Origin of the sequence: Shouchella miscanthi (assembly GCF_007725405.1) — a bacterium.
GTDB lineage: Bacteria > Bacillota > Bacilli > Bacillales > Bacillaceae_D > Shouchella > Shouchella hunanensis.
Map to the genome: position 1 here is coordinate 3,562,757 of NZ_CP042163.1, position 20,574 is coordinate 3,583,330.

Sequence of the window (20,574 nt, forward strand, 5' to 3'; positions counted from 1 at the left end):
AATCACCCAGAGAGCTGATTTAATAGACGCGAGTTCTGTTGTGCAGTCCCACGATAGTTTGCAATGCCATATTGAGACGCTAATCTAGACCGATTTGAAAACGATGAATCGACTCCAATTCGATTGAGGTAATCAACAATTCCTTCCCCTTGACGAGCTTTTGGACGAGAACTCGAATGGTTTGAGCCGCCGTTTCTTAGTCGCTGTAACAACTGCGTATTTTGAGCAGCAGTACCAGTGTAATTCTGAATGCCATTTTGCCGTGCTAGGCGAGCTCGGTTCTCGAAGCTTGAATCAACACCAATACTGTTTAAATAGGTCACGATACTTCCTGTTGTTTGGTTTCCACTATTGCTCGGTGGCGTAACATTTTCATTACGCACTAACGAGAGCAACCGTGTATTTTGTTCCGCTGTTCCGGTATAATTTTGAATGCCATTTTGCGTTGCTAAACGAGCTCGGTTTTCGAAGCTTGAATCAACGCCAATACTGTTTAAATAGGTTACGATACTTCCTGTTGTTTGATTCCCGCTCCCACTCGATGGTGGTGGAGCCGGTGATGGAGATGGTGTGTTCCCACTAGACTCTTGTCCATTTCTAAGCAGTGAAAGCAGTCGCGTATTTTGTTCTGCCGTTCCTGTATAGTTCTGGATCCCATTTTGGCTTGCTAAACGAGCTCGGTTTTCAAAGCTTGAATCAACGCCAATACTGTTTAAATAGGTCACGATACTTCCTGTTGTTTGGTTCCCGCTACCGTTTGATGGCGGTGACGTTGGTTGTGGGCTTGGCGCTGGTGCATTGTTTTCCTCTTCTACTGGAATAGTGCTTGCATTTGGAATTAATGTACGGAACATTTCAATTCCACCTGCATTTATAATATTGGCGGGGCAGCGTTTTCCACTCCAATGTTGGTGTGCCACAACACGGTCAAGAGGGATTTGAAACTGATCCATCAATTGACGAGTTAATTGTCCCGCATTTCGCATCGCCTGTTGGAAGTCACCATCTCGGTTCACACAAATTTCAATTCCAATTGATTGACGGTTTCCTGTTCCACTACCACCATCGCCTGCATGCCAACCGTTTTCATTTAATGGCAAGTGCTGATAGATTGTTTGGCCATCATCAACAGTAAAATGCCAACTGACTGCAGTAGTAGGGTTTTTTACATATCTAGCGTGCATCGCAGCATTGGCTCCGGCGCTTGTATTAGCGGTTTCATGAATAGTAATATAGGTCGGATTCAACGCATAACCAGGTCGATTTCCATTAGAAGCAGGGATAAAGTCTTGGATGATATTCATATAAATCTCCTTTCACTCTGTCATTTAATACTTTATTCACTCATTAGAGAAAAGAGAAAGGCATGTGCTGAAAATCAAACAAAATGTACGATTGTCTTTAAATCTTATTGAGAATAACACTGTTCGAAATCATCCTTGACTTCTTGCATTTTTGTGACACCAACCTTAGACCAATAAACGTAATGCTTGTTTCGTTGACTCAATAAGCGCTTCGTCCCCTTTCTGTAATCTCAAGGCATAAGCCTCTTCGAAGCACCGTCGTGCCTTCCTAAGTTCATTCATTTCCCACAAACATTTACCCTTGTGCTGCAGAATAAAATCATCATACTCACTAACGCTTAACCGGTGAGCTATTTCAGATGCTTTTCTGAACCACGCAAGCGCTTCATCATGTAGGTGTGCACACTTAAGAACTTCACCAAATCGTATGGAGTTGATTAACAATGATTTATCGTCTCCATTATCTTCTGCTTTTTGTAGACAGCGCTGATAATAGTAAAAGGCTTGTTTTGTTTTTCCGAGAACGCGGTAAAAATACCCAAGCATCGCATAGTCTTGATCCTCACCACAGTCTTTTAAGTAAACAATTGCTACTTCCAACTTTTTCGGGTCAACTGTTTGCTCTCGTAAGTAATTGGAACGATCGAAGTAGATCGTGGCGTTTGCTTCTTTTAAAATTATGTCTTTCATCTTTTCACCTCTAGAAAAATAGACTTAAAAAAGACTTCTAGCAATAGATGCTAAAAGCCTTTAAACAGTTCTTTATCGTTCACCTAACAAACAGGCTACAAACTTATTTATTTAAAGTTATTTACGGGTATAGCCATTCCACACTTTTGGTTTATATCGTTTTTTCTTTACAATGAACGTCATAACGATAATGAGAAGAAGAAATACTAGACTCACGTATAAACCTGGTCTACCTGTTTCTTCCACAGCTATTCCTGTAATCGCAAAAAGCATGAGCGAGAAACCGAGAATATGGCCACAGATTCGCCAAAGCGTGGGGTTAAGTAAACGCCAATTAGACAGTAAAATTACCATCCAATTGACTAAAATTAAAATGCCAGCTGCGGTTGTAATGTATTCAAATAAACGACCTGGTAACAGCAATGCAGCAACGACAGCTAAAATTAATCCACAAATGGCAAGTAACAATGAAAAGAACGGTAAATCGTGAAACGAAACGCGCTTTTGGAATATGGAAGGCGCGTGTTTTCGCTTTGCTAATTGAGCTAATAATGTTGTTACACCAAACAACGACGCTGTCATTGCTGAAAAACCAGCGACAATGATAGCACCATTAAACACATGCGGAAAAAATGCTAACCCATACGCTGACATGGCTGTTACAAAGGGACTTTCAGAATCATTGAACGCAGTGTAGGATACAAGGCTCACTGCAATCCCTAAAGAGAGTGTATACAAGACAGTAACGCCTATAAGCAACACTTTTCCTGCCTTTGGTGCATCTTCCTTTTTCTTTAATTGCATCGCCATTAGACCAATGACTTCAATCCCTCCAAATGCATAAAAAGCATAAATGAGCGATCCCCAGAAACCAGAAAATCCACGTGGAAACCATTCCTTCAAGTTAGATGGCAACGTTGGCTCTTGACCCGAGTGACTGATTAAGTGAAAAACTGCCAATATACCTAGCACCACGAACATGAAGATGGCTGCCACTTTAATAACGGATAGTACGTTTTCAACAGAGTCAAACCCTTTTGTTCCTAGAATGACAACAAAGATTGCCAAACTTGAATAGAAAGCAGCAAACACCCATAATGGCGTGCTTTCAAACCAAAATTGCGATAAAATTGATAACGCCGTAAGTTGACTTCCTATGATTAAAATATTGGACATCCAGTAATTCCAGCCAGAGGCAAATCCAAGCTTTTCCCCAAACGCGTTTTCCGCATAAACACTAAAGGAACCTTCCTGCGGATCGTTAGCAGTCATCTGTGCCAGTGCAATGAAAACAAGATATGTGCCAATAGCGGCAAGTAAAAATGAAACGACGATGGCAGGTCCCGCTAGAGAGATCCCAATACTAGATCCAAGGAAATAGCCTGTTCCAATCGTACATCCGATCCCAAGAAGAGAGAGTTGCCACCAAGCAAGACCTCCTTTTGCTTTTAGCTTCTTTTGTTTAGCCATAATCGCTCCTTTTTTATTGCTAGTGTGCGATAAGATTGGCTCGCTTATCCAATAAAAAAAGCTACAATGAGGTTTGTTCCTCACTGTAGCCAGCCTCTAGTTTGATTTATATTGCTCATTCAGCTTAATTTCATCATCCTCAATGCCAAGGGTTCCGACTTTATCAATGACACCTTTCTGCTTCAAGTCCATCATGACATCGCCAATGACATGAGCTGGATTGCCATTAAAACCATCTAGACTTTTCTCGAATTTAACGCTTGATACAGTATCTACTTTTTTAAGTTCTGCTATGATTTTTTCTTCAATTTCTTTTTGGGGCACTGTTGTCTCCTCCTTTTTGTATATTCTTCTTTCTTTTTGATATTCCACAGTTCCCATTTTTTAATCATTCTTTTTTGTATAAAAAAAGCAGAGATACGGAAATCCATATCTCTGCTTTTTGTTATTCGGCTACTTTTTTCCATACGTCCCACTGGCCAGATTGGCTTGGGTTTTCTCCTTGCGTCCACCACTTTGCTTCATAGAGCTGCCCATCTAAAAGAACTTGATCACCAGCAACGTAGATTTGATCCTTATTCCATTCTTGAGGACCTTCAGGAATCTCATAGCAGTCCGCTACTTTTTTCCATACGTCCCACTGACCAGATTGGCTTGGGTTTTCTCCTTGCGTCCACCATTTTGCTTCATAAAAGTCACCATTGTATTCAACACGATCCCCTGCCGTATACACTTGACTACCACTCCACTCGTCAAACGAACAAACTGGCGGTTCAGGTTCTACAGGGCCTTCCTCTTCTATCCATTCGAACGTACTAGGCGCTCTCATACCAGGAGTAGAAAAATAAGCTTCCAAAGAACCAGTGATACGTACTGCCTTGCCTAGATTTGTTGGATTGCTTTCTAAATTTAAACCGTTTCTCACTGCTGTACCACTCACAAGCTGTACAGGCAACATCTTACTGCGATCGGTTTCATTAGGTGAATCCGCCAGTAACAGATTCGACACAGCGTGAGTCCCTTCTCCAATCACAGGACGCTGGTTTACAATTGAACCGACGATGTATCCTTTTACAGGATAGACTCCGCTATTGTTTCCAATTGCTTCTGCTACCGTTCTCGTACCAGTCGGATCACCTGGCTCTGATCCTTCAATCGTAATTCTGCTTCCTTCTTCATAATTAATCGGTTCTGTTTGGTTCATTACATAATCCACAACAGCTTGCCATACTGGTCCATAGGAATCGTCCAGCACATTTCCTAATTGATAAAAGTTTGTTCCGTGCATGTAATCATTATATGCAACCGTATACGTTTCCTCAGCATCTATCGGCTCTCCGTGCACGTTCACATTTGCTAACTCATAACGATTTCCATCTGGTATAAGCGTATATGTTAAACCTGAAGCTTGTAGGTCAACACCATTATGATAACGGGACTGTTCGAGTAACACGTCCATTATTCGTTCACCTGTTGTTTCAACAACAACAATGACATTGCCAAAAGAATCTAATGCTTCAATTTGGCGATCGGTAATACTTCCAGGAGGGATTTCTCCTGTTATGGAGCTTCGATTTAAAAGCCCAATGTCACTTCCTGTTTTTGTTCGAATGGCGTCTGTGTATAAATTTCCGATACCAACATCTTGCGTACTTTTGTTAGCTGAATATAGACCCGTATCAGTCGAACCAATAATTTCGCCTGGATTTGGTCCAGAAGGATCTACTTTAATAGATATACGTCCTTCTCTATAGTAATTTAGTTTTTCGCCAGCATCAGTCAAACGTAGAGCATACTGCTCCATCGCTGCTGTCATTAGACCAACTGTTTCGTGGATCACTTCGCCTTCAAACTGATATCCGGAACCACCTGTTCCGATATAATCGGCGACTGCGACCATGTAAGTTTCGTTTTCATCAATCGCTTGTCCGTCTATTGTTAAGTTTGCTCCTAAATAATTTCCTGTAGTTCCTGTAATAATGTCATAGTGTAAGCCGGATGTCTGAAGGTCAATTTGATTTCGATTGTCTCTAGAATAAGAAAATGCAATGACATCTTCAATCGCTGCACCTGTCATCTCAATAACCATAATTTCATTGGCAAATGGTTCAATTGAATAAAGATCATTTAGCGTTACTTCTCCCGGTGCAATACTGTCTCGCAAGCCACCGTTATTCGTTAACGCTACATCTGCATCAGCAAAGTCACGCATAGCATCTGTCCAGAAATTCCCTAACGGTGCATCGCCGTTAAAGCGTCCATCTCTCGTTAACCCTGTGTCGCTGTAGCCAACAACCTTCCCTAAAACGTCTTCCATTTCTTCAACGTAGCCATCAATAACAGCTTGAACCTCTTCATCAACACTTGTCATTGAAGACACAGCCGTTAAAGTCCCCGCTACATTCGTCACTTCTTCGGTCTCATCATTATACGTTAGCGTAAGCTCACCGAGATTCGCTAAATTCGACCCTGTTTGGACAATCGGCGTGCCATTCACAACAACAGGCTGACGTAATGTTGTATGCGAGTGACCACCAATAATAACATCAAAATAGTCTACCGCTTCTGCTAAGCGACGATCTTGATCATGTCCAATATGCGTTAGCGCCACAATCACATCTGCCTGCTCCTCGAGCTCAGCCTGGTAGGAAAGAGCCGTTTCCGCATAGTCTTGATCAAACGTCATGCCAATAACATTCACCGGGGCCGTGGCAGGTGGTGCTTGTGTAATACCAAGGATACCGACCGCTATGCCATCTACATCAATGATCGTATAAGGTTCAGGGTTTTCCACACCTGTTTCCCCTGTACTCATATTTGCACCGAGCCATGGAAATAAGGAATCTTCCATATTTTCTTGTAAATATGCTTGTCCATAGTCAAATTCATGATTTCCAATCGTAAATGCATCAAGACCAGCAAGGTTAAATACATCCACCATCGGTTTCCCAAAATTTAAATCAACAACGGGATTGCCACTTGCAAAGTCACCTGCATCAACAAATAACACATGCTCAAGCTGATCTCGCTTTTCTTTTACATAAGCAGACACTTTCCCGTACTCTTCAAACGATGCATGAATATCATTCGTATGAAAAATATTCAGTGCTTTCTCTTCTGCGTGCGCTTCCCCGTTAACACTAAACGGTAGAGATAGTGCGACAAGACTAGCACCTACCCACTTTTTCCATTTCTCCATCCCTGATGTTCCTCCTCAATGAAATCAATACTAAACGCTTGTCCGTAGACTCTCTAAGCGTAGCAAAAAATGACGACTAATATTGTCGAAATCTCTAATATTTTTGTAAAACATGTAATAAGGTAAAAAAGATCTATCATTCTGTTGTGAATGAAGTGAAAAAATGGGAGAAAACGTCTTTTATAGTCCTAGATTCCTTCCTATTCTTTAGAAAAATACGGCTAGAGACGTATACACATTCATTCTCCCGCTCGGTTCAGCAGAGTAATAATCATGATAACGTTAATAGCGAACGAACATATTGACGTCATTTCTTAAGTTTTTCTAAAGAAATGAGCCAATACCCATTTACTTGTAAGAAAAATCGTATAATTAAGTGCATTCTTCCATTCCCGTTTGGTAAGCATAAAATCGCTCACATGCATATATTCATAAACAATCACTAAAGACAGGAGGGTCAAATGTGAATATTGGTATTTTTACTGATACTTACTTTCCACAAATCAGTGGAGTTGCGACTTCCATTGCAACACTTGATCGAGAATTAACCGCTAGAGGCCATAACGTCTTCATCTTTACGTCCGAAGATAAACAAGCACAAGTAGAAATAGAATCTGGTAAGATCTTTCGTTTCCCAAGCTTATCAACCACCATTATTCCAGAGCGACATCTCGCTTACCGTGGAATGAGAAGAGCATCAAAACTTATAAAGCTATATGACATTGATCTTATTCATACTCATACCGAATTTACAATGGGGTATTTAGGAAAATACATGGCTTACAAACATAAGCTTCCTTTTCTACACACCTATCACACGATGTACGAGGATTACTTACACTACGTTGCTCGAGGAAAGCTGTTAACACCTAAAATGGTTGGTTGGATGACAAAATGGTTTTGTCACAAAGCGGATCGGGTTATTGCGCCCACTGTAAAAGTAAAGCGGACGTTGCATCGATACAACGTTCAATCTCCTATTGGAGTTATACCTACAGGGATCAATGTTAACCGTTTTAAACGAACGGCGGAATCGATGTTTCAAGCGGCTATTCTCCGTAAAAAGCTGAATATCCTCCCCGAAGATCGGGTTATTGTCTCTGTTGGTCGATTGGCAGAAGAGAAGAATATAGACGCTTTAATTCATGCTGTTCACCATTCAAAAAAAGGCCATTCGTCCATTAAACTCATTTTGGTTGGTGAGGGTCCGCATAAGGCTTCACTAAAGAAGCTGACAAAGACTCTAGCTGTTGAAGATAATGTTCAGTTTATTGGTGCAGTTTGTTGGGAAGATGTCCATATTTATTACCAACTCTGTGACCTTTTCGTCAGTGCGTCCACCACTGAGGCTCAAGGTTTAACCTATTTTGAAGCAATGGCAGCAGGATGTGTGGTTGTTGCCAAAGCAGATCCAAGTATTCAACATGCAATTGTGCACAAAGAAACGGGCTACATCTTTGAAAAAGACGATGACCTTGCTCCATTGCTAGACACCATCTTCCAACAGAAACAAGAGCAGGTGGCTGTTCAAGTAAAAAGTAGTCAATTTGTTGAATCTCTCTCTGCCGAAGTATTTGGTAAAAAGATTGAAGCAATTTACCGCACCCATTTACTCGCCAACACATTGGAACAATCTACTCATAAAAAAGCGATATCGGCGTTATACCGAATGAGGAGGTCATCATAATGAAATTAACTATGCTATCATCAGCTGAAAAAGTACAAGGGCAAGGGGTTGCCTCGGCGTATCGAGAGCTGATCAACCTCCTCCAATCCCAAAACGAGCAAAGCTATGATCTAGCAATTAATCAGTTCCGACGGTCTGATATTACGCATTATCATACAATCGACTTTCGTTTTTTCTTAACAACATTCTTCAAGAGAACTGGGGTAAAAGTTGGCTACGTTCATTTCTTACCTGAAACAGTAGACGACAGCCTTTCATTGCCTAAACCCATTCGCTCTCTTTTTTATTACTATATGGTGTCTTTCTACAAAAGAATGGATCATCTAATTGTAGTAAATCCAAGCTTTATACCGAAATTAGTAGCATTAGGGTTGGATCAAGATAAAATCCATTACATTCCAAATTTCGTTTCTAAAGCGTCCTTTTCTGCCGGTAAAAAAAGTACTATTCGCGCTGAGCTTGGGATACCTGAAGATGCATTCGTCGTTTTAGGAGCAGGACAAATCCAGCATCGAAAAGGGGTAAAAGATTTTCTAGACATAGCAAGCCAGCGACCGGACATTCATTTTATTTGGGCAGGCGGGTTTTCATTTGGTAAATTAACGGCTGGTTACCACGAATTAAAAGCCTATGTAGATCAACCACCTACCAATGTTCATTTTCCAGGAATTGTACCTAGAGAAAGCATGCAAGCCTATTATAATGCTTGTAATCTGTTTTTCTCTCCATCGTACAACGAACTTTTTCCAATGACAATTCTAGAGGCAATGAGCTGTGAAAAGCCCCTTTTATTAAGAGATTTAGATTTATATGAAGACATTTTGTTTGACTATTATGTAACCGGCACTTCTAACAAGAGCTTTATTGGACAAATAGACCGACTTAGAGAAGACGACCAGTACTATCAACACACACAGAACCTATCTAAAAAAGGAGCTTACGCCTATTCTGAAGAACGCTTAACAACTGTTTGGAATCAGTTTTATAGAGATGTACACGGAGTAGTTGCATCCTCTTCCCATGCCTAAAAAACCAGCTTTTCAGCTTGGCATTGTATTGTTTATCAGTATCCTTTCGGTCTGGTTACTTGCTAAAAATATAGACGTATCGGTGTTCTTATTAGGACTTCGGGATATGAATGGTTTCTGGCTTCTACTTGCTTTTTTGTGTATTGGTCTAAGCTGGCTATTTGAAGCATTAAGTCTTATTTGGCTGTCAGCACATAATAAGCAAAGACTATCGTTCAAAACAGCCATGCATACAACATTAATCGGTCAGTTCTTCAATCAAATAACGCCTCTTGCAACTGGAGGTCAACCTGCACAACTTTATGTATTAGTAAAGCGGGGTTATCACAGCGGAAGCGCAACCTCTCTTTTGTTAATGAAGTTTTTGCTTTTTCAAATTGGACTTGTCTTGAGCTTTACTTTATTTTTGGGCATTGGCTATAAAAGCCTATTTTCCATTTTACCGAGCATGGGATTTTTTATCGTTATAGGCTATATTGTTCACGCGAGCATCATAATCGGATTAACCCTCGTGCTCTTTCACCAACGAACAGCAAGAGGGTTAGGTGAGTTGTTTCTTAAGCCCGTTCAATGGTTTAAAAAAGAAACAGCACGTTTATGGCAGCAGAAATTAGATCAATTCTTAGAGCCGTTTCATGAACAAAGTCTCTATTTTATCCAACATAAACAAGCCCTTATGGTAGGCATGCTTTATACATTCATTCAGCTAGGCTTTTTTTTCATCATCCCTTTTTTTGTGTTTCAAGCATTTTCGATCCACATGTCTCTTTTTACTAGCTCCTCTTTCCATGCGTTTGTCATGATGTTTGCGTCAATTGTTCCAACACCAGGAGGAAGCGGCGCAGCTGAAATGACGTTCTCAGCCGTCTTTCAATCGTTTATGGCTGAAGAAAAATTGATTTTGAGCATGTTGTTTTGGCGTATGATAACTGCTTATAGCGCAGTTGTTATTGGGGTTGGCTTAACAATGAGAGGAATACGCATAAAGAGGACACGTGCAAAAGAAATCTTGGATTAGCCATAATCCCTTCATTCGTTGGAGGGATTTTTCACATAAAAAATACTCTGGTATCTCCAGAGCATTCCAATAAGGGGGGATGACAAATGATTCGTTCGTTCGAAAAACATTCTGCATTAGCTTTTCGTTATATTTATTCTAGCATAGCCTTCGGTGGGTTCGTATTGGGATATATTTAGCAATGCACACGTTGCATTCATCTATTTTTCTTTAGTACGTTACTGCACTTAACTAGCCAACCCTCATTTCGCACATGATTTTGTCGAAATTTCGGCAGCAAATGTCGAATTAGCACTTATTTCACAATTTCTTTGTTGGGAAAATGATGGCTCATTAAAAAAAAATTGTTGATAATCAATTGTAAGCGCTCTATTTACTTCCTGCATCCACTCTATCTGATTAGAGAATTTAATTTATTTTTCCACTGAAAAAATAAATTATTTGTCCCTTTCTGCAAAACGAGCAATTTTTTTTAAGTGGTTTCCCAATAGGGCAATGTATTTATTAAAGGAACTATGAAGCTTCATTCTTTTAACAAAAAACGAATATTCCGTTATCTTCCATTTAGTTCAATCAAGATTATACCTCTTTTTCCTTATCTATTTACGAATAAAAAGAACACTTATTCAACTCTCATTCGTACTTTCATCCAACTTTATTAGCGGATCATTCTATTATTTTTTTGCGTTTCAGAACTTTTTTCATTCTTTTTCTTGAAAGTTGACTGGCTCATTTCCCAATTTATTTTTAAATACACATCGTTACAATGAAGGTACGCAAGCAGAACTTGCGAACAAAAAGGAGGAGTTCGTTTGATTGGTAAAAAGAAAGGTCACTCGTTTCTTCAGTCAATTGGTTTCACTGTTCTTGCATCTGCTTTGTTTGTTTTCGCAAACGCAGAATCGGCAAGTGCACATGGCTACATTGAATCTCCCAAGTCTAGAGCATTATTATGTGCCGAACGTGTAAACACAGATTGCGGTGCCGTCATCTATGAACCGCAAAGTTTAGAAGCGCCGAAAGGGTTCCCTGGTGCAAGTATTCCAGACGGACAGATTGCATCTGCAGGGGGTGTTTTTCCACAACTAGATGCCCAATCTTCTAATCGTTGGTCTAAAGTAAACATGAATAGTGGTTATCAAACGTTTAGGTGGCACCTTACAGCGATGCATTCCACAGCAAAATGGCATTACTATATTACGAAACCTAACTGGAACCCTAATCAGCCATTAACCCGCGATCAATTTGAACTAGTCCCATTTTATGAAAAGTTTGATGGTGGTGCTCGTCCAGGACAAAAAGTAAGTCACCAATTAACCGTGCCTGAGCGTTCAGGTTATCACGTCATTCTTGGTGTTTGGGATGTCGCAGATACTGTAAATGCGTTCTACCAAGTCATTGATGCTCAGTTCAGTGGTGGCAGTAATCCTACTCCAAATCCAGACCCAGGTTCACCAGAACAGCCACCTGCACACCCTGCTTGGACATCAACGGCAACTTATGTTGGCGGTGACTATGTAACACACAACGGTCAAGTATACCGTGCAAAATGGTGGACTCGCGGTGAAACTCCTGGTCGTGCCGATGTTTGGGAGCTCATCCGCTAACGCTTTTACTTATCCCCCTATAAAAAGCACATCATATGGATCAGATCCTATATGTGCTTTTTTTGATGTGAACATCTTGATAAGAAAAGGTATTTACAGCGAAAACAGTCTACTTTTATACTTATTATGGAAACAAAGGAGGAGGAGAAAACCCGTGGATCATCGACGCACCCTACAGACTGCATATACAATTGGCGGTATACTACTTACTGGATTAGGAGTCTTTTTACTCTTTACAACACGTTTGTCCGATGGGGTTTTTAGTGGCTATTTCCTTAGTCCGTTTGCAATGGGATGGATGATGCTTTGTTTAGCTTATGTCGTAGCAAAGGTCGGAAATAAAACGGAAAAATGGAAGGCCATTCGTGATAAAGCAGGATTTTATGCGATTCTTACAACTCTTGTTTATCTAGTCATTGCTATAATTATCACTGAATTAGACCTGTATCACTTATCAACTACACAATGGCTAACAACCATATCAAGCCTCATCATTATTACTTTATTTACATCTATGGCGATCCTTTCGAAAAGAACCGCCACATAGCTTTTTCATCTATCGCAACGTTCATGAAGATGCACGCCTATTTCCTGCATGAGCAACAACGTTAACGACGTATCGCTTCAAACGTAATAAGCGACGTTTCCTTCGATGGGGCTTTATCATGAAGATAATCAGCCGACATTTGTATAGATGTAAATCCAGCTTCTTTAAGCATATATGTAAATTCTTCTACTCCGTACCAATATACCTTAAACTGTTGCAACTCTGTATCAACCTCTTTTCCAGATTGCCACTTCCGGTAGGTTAAATAGGTAAGTGAATATTGGTCTATCCAGTTCATTTCCACGTCATAAACAGAGAGGGTAATCCCTTCTTTATCACCGAGTTCAACCGTCCTTAACGATTGGCTATCTTCTGAAAACATCTTAGGAAAACCTAGATCAATAAGAAGTCGACCACCAGGTGAGAGATGTCGGTAAAAGCGCGTTAACGTCTCCATTGCGTTCTCGCGGCCATTTAACAGAGCAAAAGAACCAGTAGGCATAATAATCGCCTCATACATATGCGGCAATTCCAGATTTTCAAGCCTTTGTGTCACGAGAAATGGATCGAGATTCCGTTTCTCACAGTGTTCCCTACATAAAGCGAGCATATCGTTTGATGCATCTACACCATCCACACATAACTCGTTCTCTAGAAGCGGAATAAGCATTCTACCAGTTCCAACACCTGCTTCTAATATTCTACCGGTAAAGCCGGCTAATCGCTGCTGATAAAACTCAATATCTCCAGACATCGAAAAACCAATTGGTTTTGTTGCTTCATAAAATTGCGTACTTAGCTTTCCATATTCGGTAAACATTCACTCTCCACCTCACATATATGTTGATTGAAAAAGTGAGTCATTTTTCTCACTCCAATTTGCTCAGTAAATTCACCGTCTGTCCATTCCTCAATGACTTTTCTCCAAAACGTTTGCGCAGGTTTATTCTCTTTTAATTGCGAAACATGCCAACGGCCTTCATAATCTTGGAAGACCTGTCTAGCAACGAGTCTACCTAAACCCTGTCGGCGATACTTCCTCATAATAAAGAATTCTGCGATCGAATGATAAGGCTGTTGCCTAATCTCAATCTGTTTAACAAGAACAAAACCTGCGTAACAATCATCCACAATAACAAAGTACGGATCATGCTTAGGTTTTGTCCAATAATCTAGTAGAGGATAATCCGTATAGCGGCCGTTCGATTCTACATCTAAATCAATATACGATGAAAAATCGTGCAAATAAAACTGCACTAAGTTTGAAAGTATTTGCCGCTGTTCCACTTCTGCTCTTATTAACTGAACATTCATTTCAACCCTTCCTTTACATTAAAGATCGTGCAACTAATCACCGTGTCCTCGAGTGAATTGAGTGACGCAAGACAAAAACCTCCAACTTACCGTCTTAAATTCTTGTAATATACGCATAAACTTCTTGTTTCACCTAGTCACTTCAAGTGTAAATGAATAAAAATGGTCTTAACCCATTTTTCAAACGATGTATGAATGGGTTGTCCCATCGCATGGAAATAACCCCAATCAAGTACAAGTTGGTGCAATAAATGAATGCGCAAGCGAGATTGAATCTCTACTAATCGCTGTCCAGTGCTATACTCAAGAATAAATTCGTTTGCAATTATAGGTAGCTCTTGTCTCTGATAAAAAAGAATCATTTTCGTTAAATCTACTAATGGATCTGCAAAATAACTATTTGTAAAATCAAATAATCCACTTATTGCCCATTGTCCATCTAGTTGGTCTACAAGGAAGTTTCCTGGTTTAACATCACCCATCACAAAACACGGATCATTCATCTTAGAAAAAACGTCGTAGGCACTTTTCAGTTCTCCAAACATCCAACGTTCATCTGCCTCTGTTAATGTTGAATATTTCTTTGCATCATGGAACCAATGGATGATTCGATTAAAGAGCCAGTCTTTGTAACTAGGTTGAAAAGATTCGATAGAATGCTTGAGAGGATGAAGCTCACCATACGATAAGCTTTTCCACTCGTGCATTTCTCTTAATACACTAGCTAACGATTTAGCAACAGCAGAATGGTCCTCCATTGTCAACTCATGCGCTACATCATGAAGATGCATCCCTCTCATTTTTGGCATGATGCTATAAGAAAATCCAAGAATATCTGTATCATGATGAACAATGTATGGGGTTGGCACCTTTAGAGACGTTTTTTCGGCTAAACAATCGATCACATACTTTTCTTCATCTAATTGCCCTTCATAAATTGGGTTTCCTTTTACGATCCACTCACCCTCAGTGGACACTATAGCCAGTGTTTGCTTCATTGCCCCTTCCTTTGTCCCATTAAAGCTAAGTACCTTCCCTAGCCCGTGAACAGCGAGCAGCTCATTCATTTGCGCTTTTGTCGGGAGACCAATCGCCTGAGATGCAAATAAAAGTTTCGCAGTCAATTCCACCACATCCTTATAAAAAAAAAACCGAATCGATTGTATTCTACATATTCGATCGAATTCCTTTTTTTAAAACAAAATGAAGTGTACGGTAAGCCGTTCTGTAGAACTGGTTAAAATCGATTGAATAGGGTATACTAACTAGACAAACAACGTAAACTAAAAAACCGCCTAGTGTGCGACCACTAGACGGGCGTCGAATCCCACATAGAGTGGGAACTGGCGCAAGAAGAGAGTTAAGTCCTCCTGAGCCGTCAACTCATCGTGGGGACTTAATTTTTTTTAATCAGCAAAAGCACCAACGTCACTAAGGCAAGAATAAACATCCCAAACCCTAAAGCTAAACTAAGTGCTTCAAAAACCGACACGGCATCACCCCCTCTCGAGAGTGCTACCAATCCCCACAACTATGAGTTATTCAACTCCTCTTATGATACCATCATTTTGCCACCTAACGGCTAGTTTTCCTCTAGATGTATCCGTCTTGTTTTTCAACTTCCCTTAACTGACGCATGGATGCTTTTATTTGCAGTCGTCGCACCAATTGGAAAAAGAAGAGAGCAAACCCTATATACACAAATCCAATAACGAATGCCATTTGAAAAGCAGTGAACCATTCACTTAAAAACCCACCAGCCATCATCGCCAGTCCCATTGCACTCGTCTGTACCATGGACAAAGTGCCTGATAGCACGCCCCGTTTTGATGGAGGAAGGATTTTCATTAAAACTGTATCAAAGCATATCGTGCTAATTCCCCCTACAAACGTAATGCTAACCGCTACAATCAGCGCCTGTATAAAGAAGACTGACTGACTTAACAAAAGATGCCCGACTCCTTCAAGCGCAATCATAATAACCCCTATCGTTAAATAGCTTTTTTTCAGATAAGGGGTCATCTTTGAACTAAGTACAAAACCAAGGCCAAGAGCAGCATACATGAGACCAACGCCAAGTTCACCTCGGTCAAATTCATCAAGAGCGATCATATTCATCACGATATTATCGATCCCATTTGCAAGAGGCATAAGAAGCATCATGATAAAAAAAACTTGTAACACGCGTATGCCAACAAACCACTTCATTGTTTGTAAAACAGGTAAGTGTACAGTTGTTACTAGCTTCTGTTCTCGTGTTTTAACGGACAAAATCGGTTTTAACACAGCTGCTGCAATGAGCAAACAACTTCCATTCAATAAAAATAAGACGTTCGTCCCTATCCAAAACGCAAACAGGCCACCGGTCAAGGAACCAAACACAAGCGTATAGCCAATCAAATGTTGCTCCATTCCGTTAACGTGCAAAAGATTCTTTCTTTGGACAAGGTCTGGGATCGCTGCAAACCGAACAGGTCGATAGAAAGCATTGCCAATAGCAATGAGAAAGGTACTGATATACAGCCATAGTACGTCTCCCGTACTAATCGCCACAAGTGGCAATAAAGCAAATGGGGCACGAATCAACGCTGACAAACTCATCAGTTTAATTTTATGAAATCGATCCGCCAACACGCCGCTTATTGGCGCAAGTAGAATTGTTGGCAAAACTTGCAATGAGAGCAAGATTCCTAATGCAAATCCTGAGCCTGTTAATTGAAAGACAAGGGCAAATGAAGCGACTTGAGCGAACCGATGGCCGATCTCAATAAAAAGTGAACTCCAAAACAGATACGAATACTCTTTCTCTTTTTTTAGTATACTCGCCATATTACACCTCTACCTAATTAGACAATTATCAAAATAGATTCCGAAAAAGAGAACCTGCTTAAACAGGCCACATCTCTTTCGGATTTAATTCATATTGCTGTTCATCTCGGTACATGAAATGAGACATAATCAGTTCTCTTCTAATCGTTGCGTAATCACTGTTGTATCGTTTAATCACTTGATTGACGTCTGTTTCAGCATACTGCCGTCCTTCATCGAATTGCCGTGCAATCACTTCAAGAATAATGAGCCTTTTTTTCCGTTGCGCCGGAAGATGGCTTAACATTCCCTCTCGATCGAAAAAGCTTTTTACAATGGCTGCTTTTTCCTCAGACGGTACATCAAAATACTCAAACCGGTCTTCTCCACCGATACGGATTATAGCCTCTGCCATTTGCTTTAGCTTCGATTCATTCAAATGAAAATAGATCGTATTCTTGTCTCTTCTTTGATAAATCACATCAATTTCTTTTAGCTTTGTTAAGTGATGGGAAATGGTCGGTGGAGTGAGTCCGAGTTTACCTGCAATGGCACCATTGTGGAGTGGCCCTGCTTTTAACATGCTAATAATTTGAATTCTTGTCTTATCTCCAAGCGTTTTATGAAAATGAACCATTCGACTTAATTGCATGATATCCCTCCATCTAATTAGATAATAATCGAAATAGATGGAAATGAAAAGAGAAACCTTTCCTTTTCCCTTTAAAAAATCATTGAACGCGCAATAATGTCATCGCTTTTACATCGTGTGGCGTCAAATATGGTCATTCCCGTTCGTTCTAAAAACGCTTTAACCACTACATAACCGACTGCATAGCCAGCAGCGAATGAAAGACCAACTCGCTGATAGCCCTTCTCTGTTGCATAGGGGTCGCCAAACATATAGCTACTTACTTCTGCAAAACCTGTTACGTGCAAAGCATCTTTTATGACAGAAATGGAATACCTTAAATCCTCATCATCTAAGCCTGTTACCCATGGACCAAGCTGCTCTTTTCCATAAAGTGTTTCTACGAATACATCTGCTAATCCTTCGATAACTAGGTATTCACCTACGGTTACATTACCATGACTCCAATCAAAATAAGAAAAACGCACATTATGATGAAATTCATGGGCAAGTAACCCCTCAAAACGAGAGGTATTCCGATCATTCGGAAAGAGATGTACCATTAAATAACCTGGAATTCCACCGAATCCTGTATACCCATCGAGATGGTTCAATTTAACTTCATCTGCTAAATAAATTCCTAAATAAATGTTATCAGCTTTCAGTTCTAAACCTTTACCATTTACTACTTCCAGTAAATAATGGAGTGTCGTCTTCCCACGATCGACTATGTTCATGTTTCGTAACCGCTTTACTCCTTTTTCCAAAGTGTGTCGGTCATCTAAGTTAGCGAAACCTAACATGTCTGCTGCATAGATAATGTCATAGCCATTCGGTTCCTTTGCCTTCATCGGTACTTGCAAGTGAGCCCACATCATCTTTAATGGCTCCATCATTTTATAGCGAAAAAAATGCTGTCTTTGCTCCAACGATGCTAACTGTATTAACTCCTCGTACTGTTGCAATGGATCGTTTACCTTTATGATCATATTATCCCCTCCTACGCTTACGATAGTGGATGACGTAACGTAAAGGTCAACATAAAAAAGAATTGCGCGTGCATCAAATGCATTTACTTTTATAAAGGCATTTGCTATAGTAAAGGCACGAATTACGCGGATGTAAATTTTCTAAATAGTTAATTTATAATTCGCATTGCTCGCTCGAAACAAAAAATCCGCAAAAACCCTTTTGTTTCGCTAAAGGAATTTAATTTTAAAAAGCGAATACAAAAAAACGAATCTTTTTTTAATGAACAGGCATGAATTCTTCTGTCATTGCCTAAGATGAAGATAGAGTATTTCTTCATCGTAAGCAAAAGGTTTGCGATTATGTGAAAACAGGTACACACTAGAGTGAAAGGCGAAAGGGTGATAAGGATGGAACAAGCCATTGTTTATGATCTTCTTAATCAACAATTTTTACATGCCTTAAAAGAATTGGCAGCGCGGCCAGATGATGAAGACCAACAAATGGCAGCTGACATATTGGGCTTACTTATGAAAAACCCTCAAGCTATCCATGTCATTGATAGCGACTATAAAGAAGCAACGATTATGGCGTGCTGGTCACCTCAGTTAACCAATCAATCTCACTGCACATAATACTTAAAAGAATAGAGGAACATGTCTTTTGCTCATCGACTAGGTTGATGAGCTTTTTTTTTAGCAAGCACACGCGTCAGCTATCTTCCCTGTTGTCTTTTTTCATGATATCGTGTACAATCAAAAACGGTTAAACCTTATACTACGAACAAAAGTTTTTAACTTGTGGACCTTTTCAGAGCAATAACTGCTCTTTTTCCGCCACACTGGGCTTCGTGCCTAGTGTGGCTTTTTTATGTATTTAAGGGAGGTAAAAAAATGAAATCAACATGGCTCTATTCATTAGCTGTATTAATTGGTGGTGCCTGCTTTGGCATTTTATCCACTTTTGTTAAAATTGGTTACGGACAAGGGGCTGATCTTGTTCATGTCGTCATGACACAGTTCTTTTTTGGCTTTATCATTTTAGCAATTTTACTGTTATTCTCAGCCCGAAAAAAGATTCCGATTAAGATGGTATTGGCTCTACTTGCCTGTGGTATTCCAACAGGGCTTACAGGAATCTTCTATTATCATTCGTTGCAAACATTAGATGCATCACTTGCCGTTATTTTCTTGTTTCAATTTGTATGGATTGGTTCTTTTTACGAATTTATTTTCGCTAAAAAAATACCATCAAAACGACGCCTTCTTTCCATTGTCGTTTTAATAGCGGGCTCCGTTTTAGCAGCTGGCGTTTTACAGACTGCTGTACAATTTGATTGGGTTGGTGCATTCTGGGCGTTGCTTAGTGCGTTTTGCTCTGCTTTATTTATGTATGTGACTGGAGTAGTTGGTACGGATGTTCCTGTTGTCCAGAAAGGATTCATTATTTCCATCGGTGGATTTCTTTTATCTGCGATCATTCTTGTCCCGACCGCAGAAACGCTATCATTCACTGGAATTGAGACGGGGTTTATCGGCATAGCTTTTTTACTTGGCTTATTTGGCATAGTCTTGCCGCCACTCATGTTTTCAATTGGCATGCCAAAGATTGGTTCTGGTCTAGGCGCCATTCTTTCTACAGCAGAACTACCTGTTGCGCTTATTTTGTCCATTGCGTTACTCGGGGAAACCATTTTACCGATGCAATGGGCCGGTGTAGCGATTATCTTCGCGGGTATTTTCTATGGAAACGTTGAACGAAAAAAAGTCAGATATGAGTACGCAAGAGAATAACCTTGCGTACTTTTAGTGGTCTAACGGCTTTGTCATTTTGACGATTTCTTGTTGATACCCGAATTTTTCGTAAAACGCAACGGCATGTTCATTCGCTTTAAATACATCTAAAACAATTGTGTGGACCCCTTGTTCCTGAGCCCATTCTTCTGCTTTTTGCATGAGCCGTTTCCCTACGCCTTTGCCTTCAGCTTCAGGCGTTGTGGCAATAGCCGTTATGTACCCCTGTCGCTCATTAGTAAAAAAGTCATTTTGCAAACGCATTTCTAAATATCCTAAGAAATGGTGATCATTTTCAGCAATGAACAGGGACAAGTCATCACGCTGAAGAGATTCTAGCAGTAACGCCTCCTGTTTTTGTTCCATCACTGTTCGATCGCGGTGCTTCATTAAATCAAATTGCAAAAACCGTCTCGTTAATGCTTTAACGTTGTTTCGATCTTTTTCTTCAAATGAACGAATTTTCATAGGCAACCCCCTTGTTACTACTTTATTGGAAAGAAGGTGTG

Annotated in this window: 20 protein-coding genes; 7 read left to right on the forward strand and 13 right to left on the reverse strand. The window is 40.1% G+C overall.

The annotated features are described in order from the left end of the window. Positions 1–2: 2 nt before the first annotated feature. The 5 genes from FPV17_RS22605 to FPV17_RS18275 form a co-directional block, all read right to left on the reverse strand. The gene (locus FPV17_RS22605) at positions 3–1,304 is read right to left on the reverse strand and encodes an N-acetylmuramoyl-L-alanine amidase (protein ID WP_437183302.1); all 1,302 of its coding nucleotides are present in this window, start codon (positions 1,302–1,304) and stop codon (positions 3–5) included. Between the two features lie 165 nt (positions 1,305–1,469). Further along, entirely contained in the window at positions 1,470–1,994 is a 525-nt protein-coding gene (locus FPV17_RS18260; RefSeq protein ID WP_052007967.1) for a tetratricopeptide repeat protein, read from the reverse strand. A gap of 117 nt (positions 1,995–2,111) precedes the next feature. After that, positions 2,112–3,464: an amino acid permease gene (locus FPV17_RS18265; RefSeq protein ID WP_144559836.1), complete on the reverse strand. Its 1,353-nt coding sequence runs from the start codon at positions 3,462–3,464 to the stop codon at positions 2,112–2,114. A gap of 96 nt (positions 3,465–3,560) precedes the next feature. Continuing rightward, positions 3,561–3,788 carry a hypothetical protein gene (locus tag FPV17_RS18270; RefSeq protein ID WP_035395032.1) on the reverse strand — a complete coding sequence of 76 codons (228 nt, stop codon included), beginning with the start codon at positions 3,786–3,788 and terminating at the stop codon, positions 3,561–3,563. 121 nt (positions 3,789–3,909) lie between these two features. Then, a complete protein-coding gene (locus FPV17_RS18275) occupies positions 3,910–6,663 on the reverse strand; it encodes a 5'-nucleotidase C-terminal domain-containing protein (RefSeq protein ID WP_144559838.1) in 2,754 nt (917 codons plus the stop codon). A gap of 463 nt (positions 6,664–7,126) precedes the next feature. Between FPV17_RS18275 and FPV17_RS18280 the strand changes: the two genes are divergently transcribed. The 5 genes from FPV17_RS18280 (at position 7,127) to FPV17_RS18300 (ending at position 12,550) form a co-directional block, all read left to right on the forward strand. After that, the gene (locus tag FPV17_RS18280; protein ID WP_035395027.1) at positions 7,127–8,350 is read left to right on the forward strand and encodes a glycosyltransferase family 4 protein; all 1,224 of its coding nucleotides are present in this window, start codon (positions 7,127–7,129) and stop codon (positions 8,348–8,350) included. After that, positions 8,347–9,378: a glycosyltransferase family 4 protein gene (locus tag FPV17_RS18285; RefSeq protein ID WP_035395026.1), complete on the forward strand. Its 1,032-nt coding sequence runs from the start codon at positions 8,347–8,349 to the stop codon at positions 9,376–9,378. Before FPV17_RS18280 ends, FPV17_RS18285 begins: the two co-directional genes overlap by 4 nt. Then, entirely contained in the window at positions 9,371–10,396 is a 1,026-nt protein-coding gene (locus tag FPV17_RS18290) for a lysylphosphatidylglycerol synthase transmembrane domain-containing protein (RefSeq protein ID WP_144559839.1), read from the forward strand. Before FPV17_RS18285 ends, FPV17_RS18290 begins: the two co-directional genes overlap by 8 nt. Positions 10,397–11,211: 815 nt before the next feature. Beyond that, positions 11,212–12,003 (forward strand): lytic polysaccharide monooxygenase, encoded by a 792-nt coding sequence (locus FPV17_RS18295; protein WP_060704828.1) that lies wholly within the window; start codon positions 11,212–11,214, stop codon positions 12,001–12,003. A 154-nt stretch (positions 12,004–12,157) separates the two neighbouring features. Then, a complete protein-coding gene (locus FPV17_RS18300; protein ID WP_035395020.1) occupies positions 12,158–12,550 on the forward strand; it encodes a hypothetical protein in 393 nt (130 codons plus the stop codon). Positions 12,551–12,611: 61 nt separating this feature from the next. On the opposite strand, the gene FPV17_RS18305 is transcribed toward FPV17_RS18300, so the two are convergent. The 7 genes from FPV17_RS18305 to FPV17_RS18335 form a co-directional block, all read right to left on the reverse strand. Continuing rightward, on the reverse strand, positions 12,612–13,370 hold the full coding sequence (locus tag FPV17_RS18305) for a class I SAM-dependent methyltransferase (protein WP_144559841.1): 759 nt from the start codon (positions 13,368–13,370) through the stop codon (positions 12,612–12,614). Continuing rightward, the gene (locus FPV17_RS18310) at positions 13,346–13,864 is read right to left on the reverse strand and encodes a GNAT family N-acetyltransferase (protein WP_081762133.1); all 519 of its coding nucleotides are present in this window, start codon (positions 13,862–13,864) and stop codon (positions 13,346–13,348) included. Before FPV17_RS18310 ends, FPV17_RS18305 begins: the two co-directional genes overlap by 25 nt. Before the next feature lie 137 nt (positions 13,865–14,001). Next, entirely contained in the window at positions 14,002–14,988 is a 987-nt protein-coding gene (locus FPV17_RS18315) for a phosphotransferase family protein (protein ID WP_144559843.1), read from the reverse strand. A gap of 272 nt (positions 14,989–15,260) precedes the next feature. Next, complete coding sequence (locus tag FPV17_RS22435) at positions 15,261–15,356, reverse strand: putative holin-like toxin (protein ID WP_038483411.1); 96 nt, start codon at positions 15,354–15,356, stop codon at positions 15,261–15,263. A 101-nt stretch (positions 15,357–15,457) separates the two neighbouring features. Then, positions 15,458–16,693 carry an MFS transporter gene (locus FPV17_RS18325; protein ID WP_144559847.1) on the reverse strand — a complete coding sequence of 412 codons (1,236 nt, stop codon included), beginning with the start codon at positions 16,691–16,693 and terminating at the stop codon, positions 15,458–15,460. A gap of 58 nt (positions 16,694–16,751) precedes the next feature. Further along, complete coding sequence (locus FPV17_RS18330) at positions 16,752–17,324, reverse strand: DUF2087 domain-containing protein (RefSeq protein WP_035395015.1); 573 nt, start codon at positions 17,322–17,324, stop codon at positions 16,752–16,754. A 71-nt stretch (positions 17,325–17,395) separates the two neighbouring features. Beyond that, complete coding sequence (locus tag FPV17_RS18335; RefSeq protein WP_144559849.1) at positions 17,396–18,292, reverse strand: DUF2268 domain-containing putative Zn-dependent protease; 897 nt, start codon at positions 18,290–18,292, stop codon at positions 17,396–17,398. A 390-nt stretch (positions 18,293–18,682) separates the two neighbouring features. On the opposite strand from FPV17_RS18335, the gene FPV17_RS18340 reads away from it, so the two are divergent. Both FPV17_RS18340 and FPV17_RS18345 read left to right on the forward strand, forming a co-directional pair. Then, positions 18,683–18,907, forward strand: a complete 225-nt coding sequence (locus FPV17_RS18340) for a hypothetical protein (protein ID WP_035395012.1) — start codon at positions 18,683–18,685, stop codon at positions 18,905–18,907. 258 nt (positions 18,908–19,165) lie between these two features. Continuing rightward, positions 19,166–20,065 (forward strand): EamA family transporter, encoded by a 900-nt coding sequence (locus FPV17_RS18345; RefSeq protein ID WP_035395011.1) that lies wholly within the window; start codon positions 19,166–19,168, stop codon positions 20,063–20,065. A 12-nt stretch (positions 20,066–20,077) separates the two neighbouring features. Here FPV17_RS18345 and FPV17_RS18350 read toward each other — a convergent pair whose 3' ends face one another. Beyond that, complete coding sequence (locus FPV17_RS18350) at positions 20,078–20,533, reverse strand: GNAT family N-acetyltransferase (protein ID WP_186370653.1); 456 nt, start codon at positions 20,531–20,533, stop codon at positions 20,078–20,080. Between the last annotated feature and the right edge of the window lie 41 nt (positions 20,534–20,574).